The following is an 18,213-nucleotide window of genomic DNA, read 5'->3' as shown; positions in this document are numbered from 1 at the left end:
GGCAAGTATGCTTCAATGCGCTCCAGGTTCAGTTCCTTTTTAATCTCCCGCACCCAGCCCCGTACGGTTGATGCTCCGCCGGGAAAGTCATATTCCAGCTGCAGGCGTTCAAAGATGCGCTGGCTATTGTGCCGCTGTTTGAGGGGTCTTTTTTGGTCGTCGAGCAGCCACTGCTGGATTATTGCTCTGTACTGATTGCGTAAAGGAGCAGGGGGCTCAATTTTGCGCTTGTATTTTGTGACTTCTTCCACCGAGCCATACAGGATTTTGCGGATTGTTTGCCGGGCCAGGCCGGTTTCGCGGGATATCTGGCGGATAGATTTCCTTTCCCTGATGTGCTGTTCTTTGATATACTTATATGTGTCCACTTTGATCATCTCTCTTTCTCCTGCCTTTGCTGTTGGTTTGGCAACTTCCAGCATAGCAGGTTTGATGGTCAAGGTGGACAACTTTTTCTCCAGCGTTTTGGTCTCAGGTGGTCAATTTTTATTGTAGCAAATACAAGCATTGCCGGGTGACTTAAGGGGATAACCATACCACTGTCATAGGTCATTTTCTTGCGTCCCAGGGCAAAGATGATGCGCAAAAGTTTGCAACAAATGGCTACCAGTGATTGTTTGCCTTTCAGCGGGTTATGGGACCTGGTGGTGTAGTATTGGTGGAGCAGGGAAAACTCCGGTGTTCTGGCCACCAGTACCAGGGCTACCCGGAAGAGTGTGCAGCGCAGCTTTGCTCTGCCTCGTTTGCTGATCCGGGTTTGTCCTTTGTGATTACCCGAGCTGTTTTCCACCAGGTTCAGGCCGGCCAGTTTGATTATCTGCCGGGCACTACTGTAGTTGTCCAGGTTACCGACTTCAGAGATGATGGTTGCTACCTGCACGGTACTCATGCCGGGTATGGTCAGCAGGTAGCTGGCATGGGGGATTTCCTTTAGAAATTGTGCCAGGCGGGCTTCTACCAACTCGCATTCGCCAAGGAGTTCTTTTATGCGGCGTAACCGGTACTTGAGGGCCAGCCGGGCTCCCTCTATGCCGTGCTTAATGCCTACGCTGCTCCGAGCGTTTTCTACCAGCAGGGTGGCATGTTTAATTCCCACTCTCTTGCTGCTGGCCTGGCTTAAAACCAGGGCTATTTCTTCTACTGTCCGCTGCAAAAGGTCGGCGGGGAAGGGGAAGTTTTCCAAAGCAGCTATCACCGCTTTGCCTTCTACGGATTTGAAAACGTCCTTAAACTCCGGAAAATACCGGTCCAGTATGGTGTCCAGTTCCGCTTTGCTCTGTTGTAGTTCTTTGCTTAGCTGTTCCCGGAAGTTGACCAGATTGCGAATGTCGGCCATTACTCCGGTTGGTATATGCGGCAGGTGAAAGCGTCCGTCCCTGGCCAGGCGGGCGATTACTCCGGCATCTTTGTCGTCTCGCTTGGTGGGTGAGTTGTCGTCCAGTTCCTTGGCCTTTTTGACATGGTGCGGGTTGATCATGACCACCGTGATCCCCTGCTCTAACAAGGCACAGGCTAGAGGAAGCCAGTAATGGCCGGTGGGTTCCATGGCCACCAGTACACGGGAAAGGCCATGCTTTAGCTGGTTCATTTTGATTTGATGGACTAGATTACCAATGCCGGATGTGGTATTCTGGAATGGGAACGGCTTTTGCAACGCCTCCCCCCGGAAGTTAACTGGTTGTGCGTAGTGGGTGTGCTTGGCCACGTCCACTCCCACAATTAGCGTTTCGGGTGTGACCATGGCCAGTTTCTGGCTTAAGGTGTTGTTCAAGTCGGCTCCCTCCTGGTATTGGTGGTTTTAGTCTTTCCAACTAAAACCATACCAGGATTTTTTCTTTTCCTCAATTCCCGTTATTCTTTATTACAGGAATGCTGGCAAAATAAATGTAGTTGGGTTCGGCCCAGGCCACCCGGGGGTCGGCCTGCAGGCGCTTTAACACATCGGCAGTGGAAGCCCCGGCCCGCAGTTGCATCAGGCGCGCTCCCGTAACCGATTTTTTCACTTCCGCAAGACCCAGGGACTGGGCCAGAGCCTTGCCCCCACTTTCCTGGCCAGGCTTATATTTAACAATAATTTGCCCTGGCAGGACATCGCCGGGCTTATACCGGCTGCTTTTGGCGGGAGCAGCACCGGCGGCAGCGGCCAGGCCCAGGATGAGCGCCAGGACCAGCAGGCTGCCCAGCCAGCGCAGCATCTTCTTACTTCTCTGCATAATGTTTACTTTACACCTGCCTTGTAGACTTGTTGTTCAACAACCTTTTTCCGACAATTGGCCCTCTTTGGAAAACCCCCCTTTTTTCACAACATTTACCTCTGCTGTCATGGTTTGCCATAGTGGCTTAATTTTTCGACATAGCGGCGGCAATTCCTGCCGGCAAATAAAAATGTCTGTGTATACAAAAACCCGCCCCGAACAAGGGGGCGGGAAGAGACGGAAAACCAAAGGGGTTACCGCCCTTGCAAGCGATAACCCCCTTAAGTACCTGGCGGAGAGAGTGGGATTCGAACCCACGAGGCAGGTTTTGGCCCGCCTACTCGATTTCGAGTCGAGCGCCTTCAACCGGACTCGGCCATCTCTCCGTAGAGCAGCTTTATTTTGTTTGCCGCGCCGCTTTTTTCTCGGCCCGGCGGGTGCGGAAAAACTCCCGGATAATGGCGGCACACTCTTCAGCCAGCACGCCTTCCACCACCTGCAGGCGGTGGTTTAAGCGGCTGTCGCGCACAATGTTGTACAGCGAGTCCACCGCCCCGGCTTTGGGGTCCCGAGCACCGTAGACCAGGCAGTCCACCCGGAACTGCACCAGCGCTCCGGCGCACATGGGGCAGGGTTCGATGGTGCTGTAGATGGTGGCGCCGTTTAGCCGCCAGTCGCCTACGGTTTGCGCGGCCTGGCGCAGGGCCAGGATTTCGGCATGGGCGCTGGCATCTTTGAGGGTTTCCCGGAGATTGTGCCCCCGACCGATGATGGTACCATTCTTCACCACTACGGCACCGATGGGCACTTCGCCCTTGCCGGCGGCCAGGGCGGCCTCCTGCAGGGCGCAGCGCATCCAGTAGGCGTGATTTGCCGCCAACAGGCCAGCGGCAATTTGCTGTTGTCCGGCTGGCTCCAACTCGCCCGCTAAATGGTTGGGCAAAGGCTGGCCAGCAACCACGGGCCGTGGTTCTTTATCCATATCTGGTATGAATAAGCCACCTGCACTTTATGCCGGTAACCGGCACACCGAGCCTCTGCCAGCTATCCGCTGCAGGCAGGCGCCCGGCTTTGTATAAAAAACCAGCTGGTGCGCCCGGAGGGACTCGAACCCCCGGCACGCGGTTTAGGAAACCGCTGCTCTGTCCACCTGAGCTACGGGCGCTTGTAATTTAATGCCCGGAGCTTTGCGCTCCGGGCGGTGGCGTGCCTGAAGGGACTCGAACCCCTAACCTTCTGATCCGTAGTCAGACGCTCTATCCAGTTGAGCTACAGGCACATTTTTCGGCGCGGTTTTGCACCGGCAAATGTAATTGTAGCAAAAGTACAGGGTAAAGTCAACAGGCAAATTGGGCTGCCGTACAGGCAAATTGTGCCGGCGGCTGCCGGGCCGCCGGCGGCCATATTTATGTCCGGCAGTGCTGCCGCCCGGATGTTGTGAGGACCATGGGCAAGGTTAGGGCTGTGTTGTCCGGGCGGCACAGCCCGACCGGTTGGTCTGTCATCACCCGCAACTTCAGCTGCAGCGGCTTATTTCAGAGTATCCTGAAGCGCTTTGATGTCGGCCAGCACTTTTTGCAAAAGGTCGATGCGGTTTTGCTGAATGCCCGCTATTTGATCCAGCTCGGCCAGGAATTTGTCCAGATCGCGGGCCTGGCGGGCCTGCTTGAGGTCGGGCCGCTGGTTCTTAATCTGGCCGTAGGTGGACCACACCTGCTGCATCTCCTGGTGTATTATCTGCACCTGCTGCTTAATTTGTTCCAGTTTTTGCTGGTCAATCTGGCCGCTCTGGCGCAGCGCTTTAATCTGCTGGCGCAGGTTCTGGATTTCCTGCTTGATCTGATTGCGCAACTGCACTATCTGCTGGTGGTTAGCCTTGATCTGCCCGGCTTTGGGTTTTATCTGTTCCCGGGCGTTTTGCCACTTCGCTTTCTGGGCTTTTTCTTCGGGTGTCAGTTTGTTTTCCACACGCACCTGTACACTCTGCCCGCCAGCCGAAGCGGCATTTCCTGCGGCCAGGACCGGACCGCCAGTGGACAAAAGGGCGGCTATGCTCAAAACGGTGGTAAGGGTGAGAAATTTTTGGCGCAGCATCTCCATCCACTCCTTTCATAAATCGGCTGGAGTACGGTTGGCCCGGCTCGTCAGCCAGACCGAATCCGGCCATCTTCTATGAGGATCTTCTTAAAACGCAGTATCCTCATCCAGCACATCATCCATTTGATCCAGTGCGCTCTCCAGCTGCTCCAGCTGGCTGTCCAGTTGCTCCAGGGCTGCTTCGGCCTGCGGGTCGCTCAGTTTGCTGCTGGATTTAACCAGCCCGCCGGTAGACTGTCCTGCCGCTCCGGGACTGCTGGGCGTAGTAGCACCCGCGCCGTTCTGCGGCACTCCGGTGGGTGAAGTGGCGTCCGGGGCGCTGGCGGGCGGCTGTCCGGTAGTGGCTGGTTGTTCACCCGGCATGCCCTGCTGTGGTGCCACAGCGTCGGTTGTCTGCGCTGGCCCGGTCGTGCCGGATGGGACTGGGGCAGCCTTGTTGCCTCCACAACCGGTCAGCAACCCCGGCACCAGCATGCCCAGCACCAGAGCGATGAAAATTTTTCTCCGCCAGTTCATTCAACCACCTCGCACTTGTTTATTTCCCTTTCGCTCACCCCCGCTCCTTCCGGCACCCGGCATCCGTGCTCACCCACCGCCAGCGTGGGATGTCCGGCCTACAGCACCGGGGTTTTTGGTGAGTTTAATTATGGAGGCGGGGTATAACAAGAGTATGACATGAATGTAAACTCATTGTAACGTGTGCTCTGCCCCCGGGGAAAGCTTCTCCCCGGGCCAACCTTACTCGGGCTCGCATGGCTGCGCTGTCTCAGCAGCCGGCAGCCATACGGTCACGGCGGTGCCCCGGCCGGGCTGGCTGTCGATGGCTATGCATCCGCCGTGCAGTTCCACCAGGTTTTTGGCTATAGCCAGGCCCAGGCCGCTGCCGCCGGCCAGGCGGGCAGTTTTCTCAGCACGGTAGAATTTTTCAAAGACAAAGGGCAGGTCTTCCGCCGGGATGCCCGGCCCCTGGTCGCACACGCTAATCACCAGCCCGGGGCCAGGTGGAGCAACTTTTGGCCCGGTGTTATTTGCAGAAGCCGGGTGGGCCAGAGCGCTACCACTGCAGGCTGAAAATTCCGGCGCCCCGCCGCTGCCGGGCGGCGGCTGCCAGCCCGCCTGCACGGCCACCCATCCGCCGGGCGGGGTGAATTTGATGGCGTTGTGCAGCAGGTTGAGCAGCACCTGCTTGAGGCGTTCCCGGTCGCAGGTAATGGCGATCTCCCGCGGCAGAGGCGTAAGCTGCAGGTCAACTTGCTTTTCCTGCGCCGCCAGCTGCATGGCGGCCACCGTTTCTTCCAGCAGCTGGCTCACCGGGCAGGGGGCGGGCTGCAGGGTGAAGTTGCCGCTCTGCAGGCGGGCCAGATCCATCAGGTCCTGCACCAGGTGGATCAGGCGCATGGTTTCGCTGTGGGCCAGCTGCAGATAGCGGGGATACTGCTCCCGGTCAATCACTCCGTCGCTCATGGCCTGGAGAAACCCGCGCAGGCTGGTGAGAGGGGTGCGCAGTTCATGGGAGATGGCGGCAATCATTTCGTTGCGCTGTTTTTCCAGCCGGTGCAGGCGGTTTTTCATGTAATTGAAGGCGGCGGCCAGATCGGCCAGTTCACTGCTTTCTCCCGGAGGCAAATCAGGAGGGGACTCCCCCGCAGCCAGGCGCAGAGCCGCCCGTTGCAGTTCTTTGAGCGGCGCCACCAGGCGCCGGGCCACCAGGTAGACCAGGGCCAGGGCAGGCAGCAGGGCCAGCAAAGCAGCCAGCCAGATGCGCAGGTAAATCTGGCGCAACAGCTGCTGCATTTCGGAGAGGGGCGAGGCCAGCAGGAGCACTCCCTTTACAGTACCGGCGCTGCTCACGGGCAGGCCTACCAGCACCACTTCGCTCTGCAGGGCGGGCAGGGTGATTTTGCGGCTTAAAACGGTTTGCCCCTGCCAGATGGAAGCGATGGCCTGCCCAAAGACGGCATTACTGCCTGGTCCGCCGGATGGCTTTGCCTGCGCACCGGTCTTTGCCCCGGCCGCATTTGGGCCGGCGGCCGGGGACCAACCGGGCAACAGGGCGCGCCCGCGGCGCTCGCTCAGCAGGTAGACCCGCGCCCCGGCCGTCCGGGCAGCAGTGTTGAAGTGGCTCTCCAGACCGGCCTGGTCCAATTGGCCGGTCAGGTAAAGGCCGGCCACGGGCTGGAGCGCTTGACCGGCGGCCAGAAGCTGTTCTTGCTTTTGCCGGTAGACGTAGCTTTCGGCCCAGCGGGTGAAGAGCAGGGCCAGCACCACAATGACCAGCAGGATGACGGCGGAGTATGTAATCAAAAGGCGCTGAAAAACGGTGCGGCGCAGCGCTTTCGCCCCCCTTTAGCCCGGGTAATCCCTGGTGGCACCCGGGACACACGGTATAAAGACTAGCGCCGGGAAAACTTGTACCCCACCCCGTACACGGTTTTGATGAATTTGTCGGCACCGTGCGGGGCCAGCTTTTCCCGCAGGCGGCGGATGTGCATGTCCACGGTGCGGGTTTCCCCAGCGTAGTCGTAGCCCCAGACCGCGTCCAGCAGCTGGTCGCGGCTGAAAACCTGCTCCGGGTGGGAGATGAGGTAGTGTAAAAGCTGCAGTTCCCGGCGGGTGAGTTCCAGAGGACAACCCCGGCAGGTGGCGGTGAAGGTGGTTATGTCCACCACCAGGTCGCCGGCGCTGGCCACGGCCTGGGTATTGAAGGCAGGCAAGAAGTTTGCCAGGGTATCGCCGTTCGGCTTGGGAGTGACAGCTGCACTCCCACTTTCTCTATCCGGCGGAATGGCAGGCGTATGCGCAGCAAGCGGTTTTTCCGCCCCGGCACACCGGCCGGACCGGTTCGGCACTACCGCCGGGCCGGTACCGGCTGCCCCGGCCGCCCCGGCCGGCGCACCCGCCCGCCGCAAATGGGCCCGCACCCGGGCGGTAAGTTCCAGCGGGTCAAAGGGCTTGACCACATAGTCGTCGGCCCCGTCGTCCAGACCGGCAATCTTGTCCTCACGGCTATCCCGGGCGGTGAGCATGATGATGGGCAGCCCGCCCCCGGCAGCGCGGATGCGCCGGCATACTTCCCGGCCGTCCAGATCGGGCAGGTTCAGGTCCAAAATGAGCAGATCGGGGCCCAGCCGGCGGTACATTTCCAGCGCTTTAAGGCCGTCGGCAGCGGTGTGGGTCTCATAGCCCTCGGCTTTTAGATATATGCCAATCAGTTCGGCAATATTGGGGTCGTCTTCCACAATCAGTATCCTGGCAGACATGGTTTACCCCCGTATCGCAAGCGGTGTTATGCACATTACTGTCCAGCGTGTTCTAATAGCGTGTTCTAATATTATAACTTATCCGCCTTGATTTTTACAGGCCGGGAATATATTTGCAAAAACCACCGGCCGGATCAACCGGACCGCGGCAATAAAAATGAAAAGCACCTGCCGTTTTTTGCGGCAGGTGCCTTTCATTTGGCGGAGAGCGAGGGATTCGAACCCTCGAGACAGCTTTAGAACCGTCTACTCGCTTAGCAGGCGAGCGCCTTCGACCTACTCGGCCAGCTCTCCGTAAATATTTTTCTGGCGGAGGGAGTGGGATTCGAACCCACGGAACCCGCAAGGGCTCAACGGTTTTCAAGACCGCCTCCTTAAACCGCTCGGACACCCCTCCGTGGTTTTTCCGGCGGCACATAGAATTATAACAAACCTGCCGGCCGGTTGTCAACAATCATTCCGAATGTTAAAATGTGTATAAGATAACCTAAAAGGCGGTGCCATTGTGCGTGAGCAAACGTTAAGCTGGCTAAAAATCGCAGAAGAAGATTATAAAGCCGCCTTGTACAATTATACTTGTACAATTATAAAGGTAAATACTACCTCTGGGCAATTTTTCTCTGCCAGCAAGCGTTGGAAAAAATACTGAAAGCACTTTACTTTGAGCAAGTTGGTGAGACACCACCACGCAAACACGATCTTATAGCTTTGGCTAGAAAAATTGGCCTTTTAGAACTGATTGACGAAGCCGACAGGGATTTCCTTCGCCAGCTTACAACCTATTACCTGGAAAGCAGATACACAGAAGAATATTCCACATTGATGAAAAAATGCAACAAGCAACTTACCTGGAATATAATAGAAAAAACCGGGGTGATGATGAAATGGCTGAAAGAAATATTGCGGCAATAATTGAACGTTACCTGAACATTTTACAACAAAATAACATTGAGGTTCACAAAGCCATTTTATTTGGCTCATACGCCAATGGAACCTATGATCTGGATAGTGACATTGACCTGGCGTTAATCGGGCCTCAATTTGGTAGAGATAGAGTTGAAGAAACGCTGCAATTAAAGAAATTAGCCGAGCAAATTGACTTTGACCTATCTCCCCGCCCCTATGCTATAGAGCAATATGCCCGGGCTCAAAAAGGCCATTTCTTGTACGATGAGATTATCCGCAAGGGGATTATCCTGTATGAAAAGCCAGTGGAAAACTGAAAGCGTCCCTTCCATAGAAACCACCATCAATGCCCAAACAACGGCCTGGCTAAGCGAAGCCGAACTGGCCGCCCTGATTCGTCAGATGGCCTACCCGCCCCGTTTTGCCGCCCAGCTGCACAATTTGTTTGCCGATGTGCCGCTGGCCGACATGGAGCGCTTTCTGCACCGGCACGGGATTTCCGATACCCAGATGCGCCGCTATTATCTTGCGTATATTAAAGAATTTTACCCCCGCCCGGAACTGGAGGAGATGCTCCTGTGACCTGGCTGGATCTACTGAAAACTGCCCGTACCATACTGGAGCAGGCGGGCATTCCAGCTACGGAATGGTCCTTTGGTGGTGGCACGGCCCTATCCCTTTTTCTGCAACACCGGGAGAGCCGGGATATCGATATTTTCTTTACTGACGCCCAGTATCTCACCCTGCTCACACCCCGCCTGAATCCCACCACGGCCGGTATAAGCAGCGATTACATCGAAGCGGCCAGTTTTCTCAAGCTCAAGTTAAATGCAGGGGAAATAGATTTTATTGTTGCCCCTTACCTGACCAGCCCACCGTATTTCCGCATCGAGCTGCAGGATGAACCAGTCAACATTGAGACCCCGGCGGAGATCGTGCTGAAAAAACTTTTTTTTCGCACGGAAACTTTAAAAGCCAGGGATATTATTGATACTGCCGCGGTCTATCAGGAAAGAAAAGGCGAATTATTGAGCCAGGCCCGCTTGCTTCTGCCCAGGCTGGATATTTTACAGCGCCGCTGGACCAAATTGCAGCAGATTTATTACCGGGAAGCACAGGCCCTGCTGATCACTCAAAAAGAGTTGCTGGAAAAGTCCCCTGCTCTGTTTACGGCATTTTTGGATGATGTCCACAGGCTGTCCGGAACCTCCCGGTGAATCCGGGTGTCGATAAAGGTATTTGGCGCGCAATTTGTTCCTGAATAATACCTAAATAATATAATAATGGCCCGGGCTTTTTATGTCAGCCCGGGTTTTTATGCTATTTGACCATAATATCTCGCTACATCCCGCACCGGCCCGGCAGCAGGCTACTTGCCGGCCGGCCGGATTTCGGTCAGCCCGCCCAGGTAGGGCTGCAGCACCCGGGGCACGCGCACACTGCCGTCCTCCTGCTGGTAGTTTTCCAGGATAGCGGCTACGGTGCGGCCCACGGCCAGGCCCGAGCCGTTCAAGGTGTGCACAAAGCGGGGCTTTTGTTTGCCTTCTTTGAAGCGGATGTTGGCCCGGCGGGCCTGGAAGTCCTCGAAGTTGCTGCAGGAGGAAATCTCCCGGTAAGTCTGGTAGGAGGGCAGCCACACCTCGATGTCGTAGGTTTTGGCCGAAGCAAAGCCCATGTCGCCCGTGCACAGCAGCACCACCCGGTAGGGCAGCTCCAAAAGCTGCAGGATGCGCTCGGCGTTGCGGGTTAAGAGCTCCAGTTCCTCGTAGGAGTCCTCGGGGCGGGTGAATTTGACCAGCTCCACCTTGTTGAACTGGTGCTGGCGAATCAGGCCCCGGGTGTCCCGCCCGGCCGCCCCGGCTTCGGCCCTAAAACAGGCGCTGTAGGCGCAATGGTAGATGGGCAGGCGGGCAGCTTCCAGGATCTCGCCCGCATACAGGTTGGTCACCGGCACTTCGGCCGTGGGTATGAGATAGTAGTCCAGCCCCTCCAGCTTGAACATGTCGCCGGCAAACTTGGGCAGCTGGCCGGTGCCCGTCATGCTGGCGGCGTTGACAATAAAGGGCGGGAATATTTCGGTATAGCCGTGCTGGCGGGTATGTACATCCAGCATGAAGTTGAACACGGCCCGTTCCAGGGCCGCCCCGGCGCCTTTTAAAAAGGTAAAGCGCGTGCCGGTAACCTTGCCGGCCCGCTCGAAGTCCAGAATGTCCAGCAGTTCGCCAATCTCCCAGTGGGGCCGGGGGGCAAAGTTAAACTGCGGCACTTCCCCCCAGCGGCGCACTTCCTGGTTGTCGTGCTCGTCTTTGCCCGTGGGCACGGTCTCGTGGGGAATGTTGGGAATGGTGAGCAAAAGGGCCTGCAGCTGTTCCTCCAGGCCGCGCAGTTCGTCGTCCAGCTCTTTAATTTGAGCGGCCACCTGGCGCATCTCCTGCATCATTTCCACCGGTTCCTGGCCGGCCCGTTTTAGGCGCCCGATTTCTTCGGAAACCGTGTTGCGCCGGTTTTTCAGCTGCTCCACCAGCACCAGCTTTTGCCGTCGCTGCTCATCCAGCTGCAAAAATTCTTCCAGCCCGATCTGGGCACCGCGCTTTAAGAGGGCCTGCTCTACTTTTTCCGGGTTAGCCCGGACCAGTTTAATGTCCAGCAATTACCATCACCGCCAATATAGTATTCATCTACCTTATGGTCATAATGCCGCCCTTTGTTCCAGCGGCTTGATCACATCCTTGAACAATCTGGAAGCATGCAGCATTTCTATACCGATCAGCTGACCGTTTTCATCCAGTTCCAGATTGATGCCCGGGGAAAGTTCCACAACTTCCGCCTGTTTTCCTTTTTTGGCTATATAAAGAATATCGGTATCGGCATCATAGTAAACCTTCATTTTTCACCCACCTGCCGCTCCGCACCCTGTTTTCTTTTTGCCCCTCTTTTAGAGGATGCAATGTAACTAATATTATTTTATCTTCAGATATGCTATAGGTCAAAGCCATATCTCTTATTGCCCCGTTAAATTCTAAGCGTTTTACTGCTATATGATATTCGGTCATCACGTCTATGTAATAGCTATCGGCATTGTTAAGGATCATTTCGGCCAAACCATCGGGAATGTGCCGTAATTCCTTGCGGAGGCTAAAGTGCCTGGAATGAACCACTTCCATATCTGGTACTCCCTGTTTTTCATCATAACCAAATTGATATATTTTTTAGACCCGGCCTGCCGGGCAAGAGCACAAACCGCCCCGCCCGGCGGGCCGGGAACGGAGCGGCTTTGCTCTTACAGGTTGATCATTTTCACACTGAACACGCCGTCGATAGCGGCAATGGCTTTCAAGGTTTCGGGCGGCACGGGGCAGTCCACCGAGAGCAGCATGACGGCTTTGCCGCCGATTTCTTTGCGGCCCACCTGCATGGCGGCGATGTTGATGCTGTGCTCGCCAATCAGGGTGCCCACGGGGCCGATGATGCGCGGCTTATCCTGGTGCGGCACGTAGAGCATGTGCCGCGCGGGCACCAGATCCACCCGGTAGCCGTCAATCATCACAATGCGCTCTTCGTTCTGCCCGGTGAGGGTGCCGGCCAGGGATTTTTCCCCTTTGTCGGTGTACAGGCGCACGGTGATCAGGCTGCTGTAGCCCTCGCCCTCGCCGTCGCAGGCCTGAAAGACCTGGATGCCGCGGTTTTTGGCCAGGAAGGAGGCGTTGACGAAGTTGACCACTTCCTGCAGGATGGGGTCGAGCACGCCCTTGACCAGGGCGGTGGTGATGGGGGCCACTTCGTTTTTGGCCACCTCGCCGCTGTACACTACTTCGATCTTCTTCAGGCGGCCTTCCACCAGCTGGGCCAGGAAGCGGCCCATTTTTTCGGCCAGGCCCAGGTAGGGGCGCACGGCGGCCAGGGCCTTGGGGCTGATGGAGGGAATGTTCACGGTGTTTTTCACCAGCCCGCCGGTGAGTGCGGCCACGATTTCCTCGGCCACGTCCACGGCCACGTTGAGCTGGGCCTCGCAGGTGGAGGCGCCCAGGTGGGGCGTGGCGATGAAATTGGGCAGGGCCAGCAGCGGGCTCTCGGTGTTGGGCTCTTTTTCAAACACGTCCAGGGCGGCGCCGGCCACCTTGCCGCTTTGCATGGCCCGGTAGAGGGCTGCTTCGTCTATGATGCCGCCCCGGGCACAGTTGATGATGCGCACGCCGTCCTTCATCAGGGCCAGGGTGTCGTCATTGATCAGGTGGTAGGATTCTTTGGTTTTGGGCATGTGGATGGTCAGAAAGTCGGCCCGCTGCAGCACTTCTTCCAGGGGCAGCAGGCGCACGGCCAGCGAGGCGGCCTTTTCTTCGGTGATGAAGGGGTCGTAGGCCACTACTTCCATTTCCAGGGCCTGGGCCCGCTTGGCCACGGCCGAGCCGATGCGGCCCAGCCCCAGGATGCCCAGGGTTTTGCCCCGCAGTTCCACGCCCAGGAAGGCTTTTTTGTCCCAGATACCTTCGCGCATTTTGCCGGCGGCCTGGGGGATGTTGCGGGCCAGGGCCAGCATCATGGCAATGGTGTGCTCGGTGGCGGCAATGGTGTTGCCGTCCGGGGCGTTGACCACCAGGATGCCTTTGGCGGTGCAGGCGGCCAGGTCGATGTTGTCCACGCCCACGCCAGCCCGGCCCACGATTTTCAGGCGGGCGGCGTTTTCCACCACGCGGGCGGTGACTTTGGTGGCGCTGCGCACAATCATGGCGTCGTACTCGCCAATGGCGGCGCACAGTTCATCTTCAGTCATTTTACCGCCGATGACCACTTCTATTTCGGGGTGCTGCCGCAGGGGCAAAAGGCCCTCTTCGGCAACGTTGTCCATAACCAGGACTTTATACATAAGCGGAATGCCTCCTCCTTAGGGTTTACTCTGAAAGTGTCCTCTGTGTTTTTCCCGCTCGCCCGTATTTTTGTTTCTGTATGCATGGCCTTGTTTTCCCCGCTCGCCCGATCTGCGCGCCGAACAGCACCGGCGGCTCGGCTGCGGGCGGGCCGGGCCGCCCCGGATTCGACGTCCTGTCTCAACCGGGGCTGGCGCGGACGTCCTGTCCGCGCCTCCCGGCCCGCTACCGCATCCTCGCCGGGTGCTGTATCCGGCGCTCCGTACGGGCTCGCTCAGGAAAACACCGGCCACGCTCCCCCAAAGCATGATGTTTAATCCAGAAGAACCTTTTGCGCCGCGCGCACGCCGGCACCCAGTTCCACCGGGTAGCCCAGGCGGGCCAGAGCCATTTCCAGGGCACCGATGGCCACTAGCACATCCATCTTGTCAGCGTAACCCATGTGGGCGATGCGGAAGATCTGGCCCTTCAAGATGCCCTGGCCGCCGGCAAAGGTGACGCCAAACTCTTTCTTGGCCACAGAGCGCAGCTTGTCGGCTTCAATGCCCTCGGGTCCCCAGACCGCGGTAAGCACGGGCGAGGCGTAGGATTCCTCGGGCAGGAGTTTTAAGCCCAGAGCTTTGACCGCGGCGCGGGTAGCCCGGGCCAGGCGCTGGTGCCGCGCGTAGACGTTGTCCAGCCCTTCCTGCAGCATGATTTCCAGCGCGGCGTTGAGGCCGATGAACAGAGTCACGGCCGGGGTGTAGGCGGTGTTCCACTTTTCGTAGCTCTTTTTGGCCGCCGGCAGGCTGAAGTAGAAACGGGGCGAGGTGTTTTGTTCAATCACCGGCCAGGCCTTGGGACTGACACTGATCATGGCCAGGCCCGGGGGCAGCATGAAGCCCTTTTGCGAACCGGTGCACAACAGGTCGATGCCCCATTCATCCACCTTGATTTCGGCGCCGCCCACGCCGCTGATGCCGTCCACAATGAACAGGGCGGGGGTTTTGGCCACCAGGGCCCCGATGGCGGCAATGTCGTTGAGCACGCCGGTGGAGGTTTCATTCTGGGTGGCCAGCACCACTTTGTACTGGTTTTGGGCCAGTTTTTCGGCCACCACGCTTATGTCCACATTTTTACCCCAGCCGAAGTTCACTTCGTCCACTTCGCCGCCGTAAATGCGGGCCAGTTTGGCAAAGCGCTCGCCGAAGTTGCCCGTGACCAGGGCCAGCACTTTATCGCCCGGGCTGACCGTGTTGGCCACCGCGGTTTCCATGGCCCCGGTGCCCGAGCTGGTGAGTACGAAAATCTCGTTTTGGGTCTGGAAGACCGCCTGCAGCTTTTCCACAATGGATTTGTGGATGGCGGCAAAGTCCTCGGTGCGGTGGCCGATGATGGGCCGGGACATGGCGGCGAAGACCGCCGGGGGAACCGGCGTGGGGCCGGGAATCATCAGGTAGTGTTTGTCTGGCAGCATTTGGTTTACCTCCATTAATCAAGAATTACCACTATTGCCTCGCTTTTTTCAGCGCGCAGGTTCTCGCTGCAGGGAGCGAGCATAAACGATTGCCCGCCTGCTGCACCCCCGGACGGTACAGCAAGCGGCGCAAAGGTGGTTTTCAGCCTCAAACGGCGCGCCCTGTGGGAAGCTGAAAAAAATTTAAGCCCCCGCCCCTGCTGCGTGCTGCAACAGGGACGAGAGGCATAATTCTCCCGCGGTGCCACCCTTATTGACAGGGGCAAATAACCCTTTACCCGCTGTCCACTCTGCCCTGGTAACGGTGTGGGTACCGTGCCGGCCTACTGCTGCTTTCAGCCAGCCCCCTTCGGGGAGCTCTTTCGCCAGCCGCCCTGCCGGTTTGCACCCCCCACCGGCTCTCTGGGAAAGGCACCTGCTGGTTACTCTACCCCTGCATCGGGTTTGTTTTGAATTTAAAATAAATAATACTACAGGGTTTTACATTTGGCAACAGGGATTTTGCCGGGCGATAAATGTTTTAATTGTCCGAATTTTACTATATTAGCGCATCATATCCAGGAAATAACGGTGCAGCCGGGTATCTTCAGTGAGCTCGGGGTGGAAGGCGGCCACCAACATGTTGCCCTGGCGGGCGCAGACCATTTTGTCCTGGAAGGTGGCCAGCACCTGCACGTCCGGCCCGGCCGAGACGATGTAGGGGGCGCGGATGAAGACGGCGCGCAGGGGCTCCGGTCCCAGGGCGGGCACAGCCAAATTGGTTTCAAAGCTCTCCACCTGGCGGCCGAAGGCGTTGCGCTCCACGGCAATGTCCATCAGGCCCAGGCGGGGCTGATCCGAGCCCACAATCTCTCTGGCCAGCATGATCAGGCCGGCGCAGGTGCCCAAAACCGGCCGGCCGCTCTGGATGAAGGAGCGCAGAGGGTCGAAAAGGCCATATTCCAGCATCAGCTTGCCCATGGTGGTGCTTTCCCCGCCGGGAATGACCAGGGCGTCCAGGCCGTCCAGCTGGTGGGGCAGGCGCACCTGGCGGGTGGCCGCCCCGCACTGCTGCAGCATGTGTTCGTGTTCCCGGAAGGCGCCCTGCAGGGCCAGGACGCCCACCAGCAGTTTTCCCGCCCGTTCCATTACCAGCCCCGCTCCTGCATCCGGCTTTCGGGGGCAATGCTGGCCATCTCCATGCCGGGCATGGCCTCGCCCAGGCCTTTGGATACCTCGGCCAGTATCTTGGGGTCGTTATAGTGGGTGGTGGCGGCCACAATGGCTTTGGCCCGGGCAGCCGGGTCTTTGGATTTGAAGATGCCCGAACCCACAAAGATGCCGTCGCAGCCCAGCTGCATCATCAGGGCAGCGTCGGCCGGGGTAGCAATACCGCCGGCGGCGAAGTTGACCACGGGCAAGCGGCCGTGCTCGGCCACATAGAGCACCAGGTCGTAGGGCGCGCCCATTTCTTTGGCTGCGGCCATCAGTTCTTCCCGGGGCATGTTCTGCAGGCGGCGGATTTCGCTCATGACCATGCGCATGTGGCGCACGGCTTCCACCACGTTGCCCGTGCCCGGCTCGCCCTTGGTGCGGATCATGGCCGCCCCTTCGGCAATGCGCCGCAGGGCTTCGCCCAGGTTGCGGGCGCCGCAGACAAAGGGCACTTTAAAGGCGTGCTTGTCGATGTGGTGCTGCTCGTCGGCCGGGGTGAGCACTTCGCTTTCGTCGATATAGTCTACGCCCAGCTGTTCCAGGATCTGGGCTTCCACAAAATGGCCAATGCGCACCTTGGCCATGACGGGGATGGTCACGGCCTCCATGATGGACAGGATGACGGTGGGGTCGGCCATGCGGGCCACGCCCCCGGCCGCCCGGATGTCGGCCGGCACTCTTTCCAAAGCCATGACCGCGCAGGCGCCGGCTGCTTCGGCGATTTTGGCCTGTTCGGGCGTGGTTACGTCCATGATCACGCCGCCTTTAAGCATTTCGGCCAGGCCTTTTTTCACGGTCCAGGTTCCTTTTTCGGTCAAGATAAAACCTCCATTTCACCGCTGGCGCTTTTTCGGCGCGGGGGAAAGATTATCACTAACAAGTAAGTTTACATTATTTTTCCCCCAAAAACAAGGTCCGGGGTCACTCGTACCCCAGCGCCTCGGCGGGATTTAGGCCCGCCGCCCGGCGGGCCGGATAGTAGCCGAAAAAGATGCCGATGGCCAGGGAAAAGCCCACCGCCAGCAGCACGGAAAAGAGGGAAACCGGCGCCGCCCAGCCGGCCAGGGCGGCGAAGATTCTGGCGCCAGCAAAACCGACCAGGATGCCGAAAAAGCAGCCGGCCAGCGAAAGGAGCACCGCTTCCAGCAAAAACTGGTGCAGGATGTCCCGCCGGGAGGCCCCCACAGCCATGCGCACGCCGATCTCCCGGGTGCGCTCGGTGACCGAGACCAGCATGATGTTCATTACGCCAATGCCGCCCACCAGCAGAGAGATGGCCGCCACACTGGCCAGGAAAAGGGTGAGCATGCCGGTGACGCTCTCGGCCGTGCTCTGTACCTGGGCAATGTTGCGGATGTTGAAGTCGCTGGCCTGCCGGGGACCCAGGCGGTGCCGCTTGCGCAGCAGGGAAGTGATGTCTTCCTGCACGGCGGTCATCTGGTCTTTTTCGGCCACCTGCACCTGCACCAGCTGCACCGACTGGTCGGCCAGGCCCAAAAGGCGAATCTGGGCCGTGGTCACCGGCACATAGACCACGTCGTCCCGGTCCTGGCCGCCGCTGGAGGCACCCAGGGACTGCAGCACGCCCACCACCCGGAAGGTTTCGCCCCGCAGGCGGATGCGGCTGCCCACCGCTTCCCCGCCGTAAGGGAACAGGTTTTGGTACACGGTCTGTCCCAGCACGGCCACGGGGGCCAGGCTTTTCACCTCGGCCTCGCTGAAAAAGCGCCCCGCGGCCAGTTGCAGGGAGGAAATGTCCACCATCTCCGGAGTGGTACCCTGCACACCGGTGGTCCAGGTCTTGTTCTGGTAGGTGACCAGCACATTGCTGCGCACCAGGGGCGCCACCCGGGCCACGCCGGGCAGCTGCTCGATGGCCCGGGCGTCGCCCAGGGTGAGGGTGTTCACCATGCCGCCGCTGCCGCGCACAAACTGGCCGGCCGCGCCGGGAAAGACCATCAGCAGGTTGGAGCCCAGGCTGCTTATTTGGGCCAGCACCCGCTGCTGGGCGCCCCGACCAATGGCCAGCATGATGATCACGGCGGCCACGCCGATGATAATGCCCAGCACGGTGAGAAAGGAGCGCAGTTTGTTGGCCCGGAGCGCCTGCAGGGCAAACTGCGCCAGTACGTGTTGTTTTACGGCCAAATTTACCGCCCCCCTACCGGCCGCCCAGGGCGCGCATGAACATGCCCGGGGGCGGTGCCCCGCCATCGCGGCTGCCGCCTCCGGCCGCGGAC

Annotated in this window: 19 protein-coding genes, 5 tRNA genes, 1 pseudogene and 1 other annotated feature; of the genes and pseudogenes, 4 read left to right on the top strand and 21 right to left on the bottom strand. The window is 58.7% G+C overall.

Annotation, left to right across the window (positions count from 1 at the left end; translation table 11 throughout):
* From ACUVTU_RS11385 to ACUVTU_RS11325, 13 genes and pseudogenes are all read right to left on the bottom strand, one after another.
* A pseudogene (locus tag ACUVTU_RS11385) lies at nt 1-377 on the bottom strand (IS21 family transposase); the annotation flags it as partial.
* Between the two features lie 59 nt (nt 378-436).
* Nucleotides 437-1,771, bottom strand: a complete 1,335-nt coding sequence (locus ACUVTU_RS11380; RefSeq protein ID WP_445890081.1) for an IS110 family transposase — start codon at nt 1,769-1,771, stop codon at nt 437-439.
* A 70-nt stretch (nt 1,772-1,841) separates the two neighbouring features.
* A complete protein-coding gene (locus ACUVTU_RS11375) occupies nt 1,842-2,213 on the bottom strand; it encodes a S8 family serine peptidase (RefSeq protein WP_445890080.1) in 372 nt (123 codons plus the stop codon).
* A gap of 272 nt (nt 2,214-2,485) precedes the next feature.
* Nucleotides 2,486-2,581, bottom strand: a tRNA-Ser gene (locus tag ACUVTU_RS11370).
* 11 nt (nt 2,582-2,592) lie between these two features.
* Nucleotides 2,593-3,078, bottom strand: coding sequence for a tRNA adenosine(34) deaminase TadA (gene tadA / locus ACUVTU_RS11365; protein ID WP_445890082.1), 486 nt, complete (start codon nt 3,076-3,078; stop codon nt 2,593-2,595).
* A gap of 205 nt (nt 3,079-3,283) precedes the next feature.
* A tRNA-Arg gene (locus tag ACUVTU_RS11360) sits at nt 3,284-3,360 on the bottom strand.
* A gap of 37 nt (nt 3,361-3,397) precedes the next feature.
* Nucleotides 3,398-3,474: transfer RNA gene (locus tag ACUVTU_RS11355), tRNA-Arg, on the bottom strand.
* A 251-nt stretch (nt 3,475-3,725) separates the two neighbouring features.
* Nucleotides 3,726-4,289 carry a hypothetical protein gene (locus tag ACUVTU_RS11350; RefSeq protein WP_445890079.1) on the bottom strand — a complete coding sequence of 188 codons (564 nt, stop codon included), beginning with the start codon at nt 4,287-4,289 and terminating at the stop codon, nt 3,726-3,728.
* A gap of 90 nt (nt 4,290-4,379) precedes the next feature.
* Nucleotides 4,380-4,808: a hypothetical protein gene (locus ACUVTU_RS11345; protein WP_445890078.1), complete on the bottom strand. Its 429-nt coding sequence runs from the start codon at nt 4,806-4,808 to the stop codon at nt 4,380-4,382.
* Between the two features lie 222 nt (nt 4,809-5,030).
* The gene (locus tag ACUVTU_RS11340; RefSeq protein ID WP_445890077.1) at nt 5,031-6,596 is read right to left on the bottom strand and encodes a sensor histidine kinase; all 1,566 of its coding nucleotides are present in this window, start codon (nt 6,594-6,596) and stop codon (nt 5,031-5,033) included.
* Nucleotides 6,597-6,685: 89 nt separating this feature from the next.
* Nucleotides 6,686-7,552: a response regulator transcription factor gene (locus ACUVTU_RS11335; protein ID WP_445890076.1), complete on the bottom strand. Its 867-nt coding sequence runs from the start codon at nt 7,550-7,552 to the stop codon at nt 6,686-6,688.
* A 199-nt stretch (nt 7,553-7,751) separates the two neighbouring features.
* Nucleotides 7,752-7,846 (bottom strand) — tRNA-Ser (locus tag ACUVTU_RS11330).
* A gap of 13 nt (nt 7,847-7,859) precedes the next feature.
* Nucleotides 7,860-7,949 (bottom strand) — tRNA-Ser (locus tag ACUVTU_RS11325).
* 236 nt (nt 7,950-8,185) lie between these two features.
* Between ACUVTU_RS11325 and ACUVTU_RS11320 the strand changes: the two genes are divergently transcribed.
* Genes ACUVTU_RS11320 through ACUVTU_RS11305 form a run of 4 tightly spaced genes read left to right on the top strand, consistent with a single transcriptional unit; the run spans nt 8,186 to nt 9,675 of the window.
* Nucleotides 8,186-8,464 carry a HEPN domain-containing protein gene (locus ACUVTU_RS11320; protein WP_445890075.1) on the top strand — a complete coding sequence of 93 codons (279 nt, stop codon included), beginning with the start codon at nt 8,186-8,188 and terminating at the stop codon, nt 8,462-8,464.
* Entirely contained in the window at nt 8,437-8,775 is a 339-nt protein-coding gene (locus tag ACUVTU_RS11315) for a nucleotidyltransferase domain-containing protein (RefSeq protein ID WP_445890074.1), read from the top strand. Before ACUVTU_RS11320 ends, ACUVTU_RS11315 begins: the two co-directional genes overlap by 28 nt.
* Nucleotides 8,753-9,040: a hypothetical protein gene (locus tag ACUVTU_RS11310; RefSeq protein WP_445890073.1), complete on the top strand. Its 288-nt coding sequence runs from the start codon at nt 8,753-8,755 to the stop codon at nt 9,038-9,040. Before ACUVTU_RS11315 ends, ACUVTU_RS11310 begins: the two co-directional genes overlap by 23 nt.
* Entirely contained in the window at nt 9,037-9,675 is a 639-nt protein-coding gene (locus ACUVTU_RS11305; RefSeq protein WP_445890072.1) for a nucleotidyl transferase AbiEii/AbiGii toxin family protein, read from the top strand. Before ACUVTU_RS11310 ends, ACUVTU_RS11305 begins: the two co-directional genes overlap by 4 nt.
* A 152-nt stretch (nt 9,676-9,827) precedes the next feature.
* Here ACUVTU_RS11305 and serS read toward each other — a convergent pair whose 3' ends face one another.
* The 8 genes from serS to ACUVTU_RS11265 all read right to left on the bottom strand — a co-directional run bounded on the left by serS (nt 9,828) and on the right by ACUVTU_RS11265 (nt 18,121).
* The gene (gene serS / locus ACUVTU_RS11300) at nt 9,828-11,108 is read right to left on the bottom strand and encodes a serine--tRNA ligase (protein WP_445890071.1); all 1,281 of its coding nucleotides are present in this window, start codon (nt 11,106-11,108) and stop codon (nt 9,828-9,830) included.
* 39 nt (nt 11,109-11,147) lie between these two features.
* Nucleotides 11,148-11,345 (bottom strand): DUF2283 domain-containing protein, encoded by a 198-nt coding sequence (locus ACUVTU_RS11295; protein ID WP_445890070.1) that lies wholly within the window; start codon nt 11,343-11,345, stop codon nt 11,148-11,150.
* Entirely contained in the window at nt 11,329-11,622 is a 294-nt protein-coding gene (locus ACUVTU_RS11290) for a hypothetical protein (RefSeq protein WP_445890069.1), read from the bottom strand. The genes ACUVTU_RS11295 and ACUVTU_RS11290 overlap by 17 nt, the downstream gene beginning before the upstream one ends.
* Before the next feature lie 116 nt (nt 11,623-11,738).
* Entirely contained in the window at nt 11,739-13,322 is a 1,584-nt protein-coding gene (gene serA, locus ACUVTU_RS11285) for a phosphoglycerate dehydrogenase (protein WP_445890068.1), read from the bottom strand.
* A 314-nt stretch (nt 13,323-13,636) separates the two neighbouring features.
* Nucleotides 13,637-14,779 (bottom strand): pyridoxal-phosphate-dependent aminotransferase family protein, encoded by a 1,143-nt coding sequence (locus ACUVTU_RS11280; RefSeq protein WP_445890067.1) that lies wholly within the window; start codon nt 14,777-14,779, stop codon nt 13,637-13,639.
* 211 nt (nt 14,780-14,990) lie between these two features.
* Nucleotides 14,991-15,227: a binding site (T-box leader), on the bottom strand.
* 95 nt (nt 15,228-15,322) lie between these two features.
* Nucleotides 15,323-15,907: a pyridoxal 5'-phosphate synthase glutaminase subunit PdxT gene (gene pdxT / locus ACUVTU_RS11275; protein WP_445890066.1), complete on the bottom strand. Its 585-nt coding sequence runs from the start codon at nt 15,905-15,907 to the stop codon at nt 15,323-15,325.
* The gene (gene pdxS / locus ACUVTU_RS11270; RefSeq protein ID WP_445890065.1) at nt 15,907-16,791 is read right to left on the bottom strand and encodes a pyridoxal 5'-phosphate synthase lyase subunit PdxS; all 885 of its coding nucleotides are present in this window, start codon (nt 16,789-16,791) and stop codon (nt 15,907-15,909) included. Before pdxS ends, pdxT begins: the two co-directional genes overlap by 1 nt.
* 103 nt (nt 16,792-16,894) lie before the next feature.
* Nucleotides 16,895-18,121, bottom strand: a complete 1,227-nt coding sequence (locus ACUVTU_RS11265; RefSeq protein WP_445890064.1) for an ABC transporter permease — start codon at nt 18,119-18,121, stop codon at nt 16,895-16,897.
* Nucleotides 18,122-18,213 lie beyond the last annotated feature (92 nt).

Source organism: Desulfurispora sp. (genome assembly GCF_052744395.1).
Note: the sequence above shows the minus strand (reverse complement) of the source record. Positions and strands in the feature narration are given on the sequence as shown.

Bases quoted from the DNA above. Each gene is read 5' to 3' on its own strand.
- ACUVTU_RS11375 (WP_445890080.1), bottom strand. From the start codon at position 2,213: ATGCAGAGAAGTAAGAAGATGCTGCGCTGGCTGGGCAGCCTGCTGGTC.
- ACUVTU_RS11335 (WP_445890076.1), bottom strand. From the start codon at position 7,552: ATGTCTGCCAGGATACTGATTGTGGAAGACGACCCCAATATTGCCGAA.
- ACUVTU_RS11350 (WP_445890079.1), bottom strand. From the start codon at position 4,289: ATGCTGCGCCAAAAATTTCTCACCCTTACCACCGTTTTGAGCATAGCC.
- ACUVTU_RS11290 (WP_445890069.1), bottom strand. From the start codon at position 11,622: ATGGAAGTGGTTCATTCCAGGCACTTTAGCCTCCGCAAGGAATTACGG.
- ACUVTU_RS11295 (WP_445890070.1), bottom strand. From the start codon at position 11,345: ATGAAGGTTTACTATGATGCCGATACCGATATTCTTTATATAGCCAAA.
- ACUVTU_RS11345 (WP_445890078.1), bottom strand. From the start codon at position 4,808: ATGAACTGGCGGAGAAAAATTTTCATCGCTCTGGTGCTGGGCATGCTG.
- pdxT (WP_445890066.1), bottom strand. From the start codon at position 15,907: ATGGAACGGGCGGGAAAACTGCTGGTGGGCGTCCTGGCCCTGCAGGGC.
- ACUVTU_RS11310 (WP_445890073.1), top strand. From the start codon at position 8,753: ATGAAAAGCCAGTGGAAAACTGAAAGCGTCCCTTCCATAGAAACCACC.
- ACUVTU_RS11315 (WP_445890074.1), top strand. From the start codon at position 8,437: ATGGCTGAAAGAAATATTGCGGCAATAATTGAACGTTACCTGAACATT.
- ACUVTU_RS11280 (WP_445890067.1), bottom strand. From the start codon at position 14,779: ATGCTGCCAGACAAACACTACCTGATGATTCCCGGCCCCACGCCGGTT.
- serA (WP_445890068.1), bottom strand. From the start codon at position 13,322: ATGTATAAAGTCCTGGTTATGGACAACGTTGCCGAAGAGGGCCTTTTG.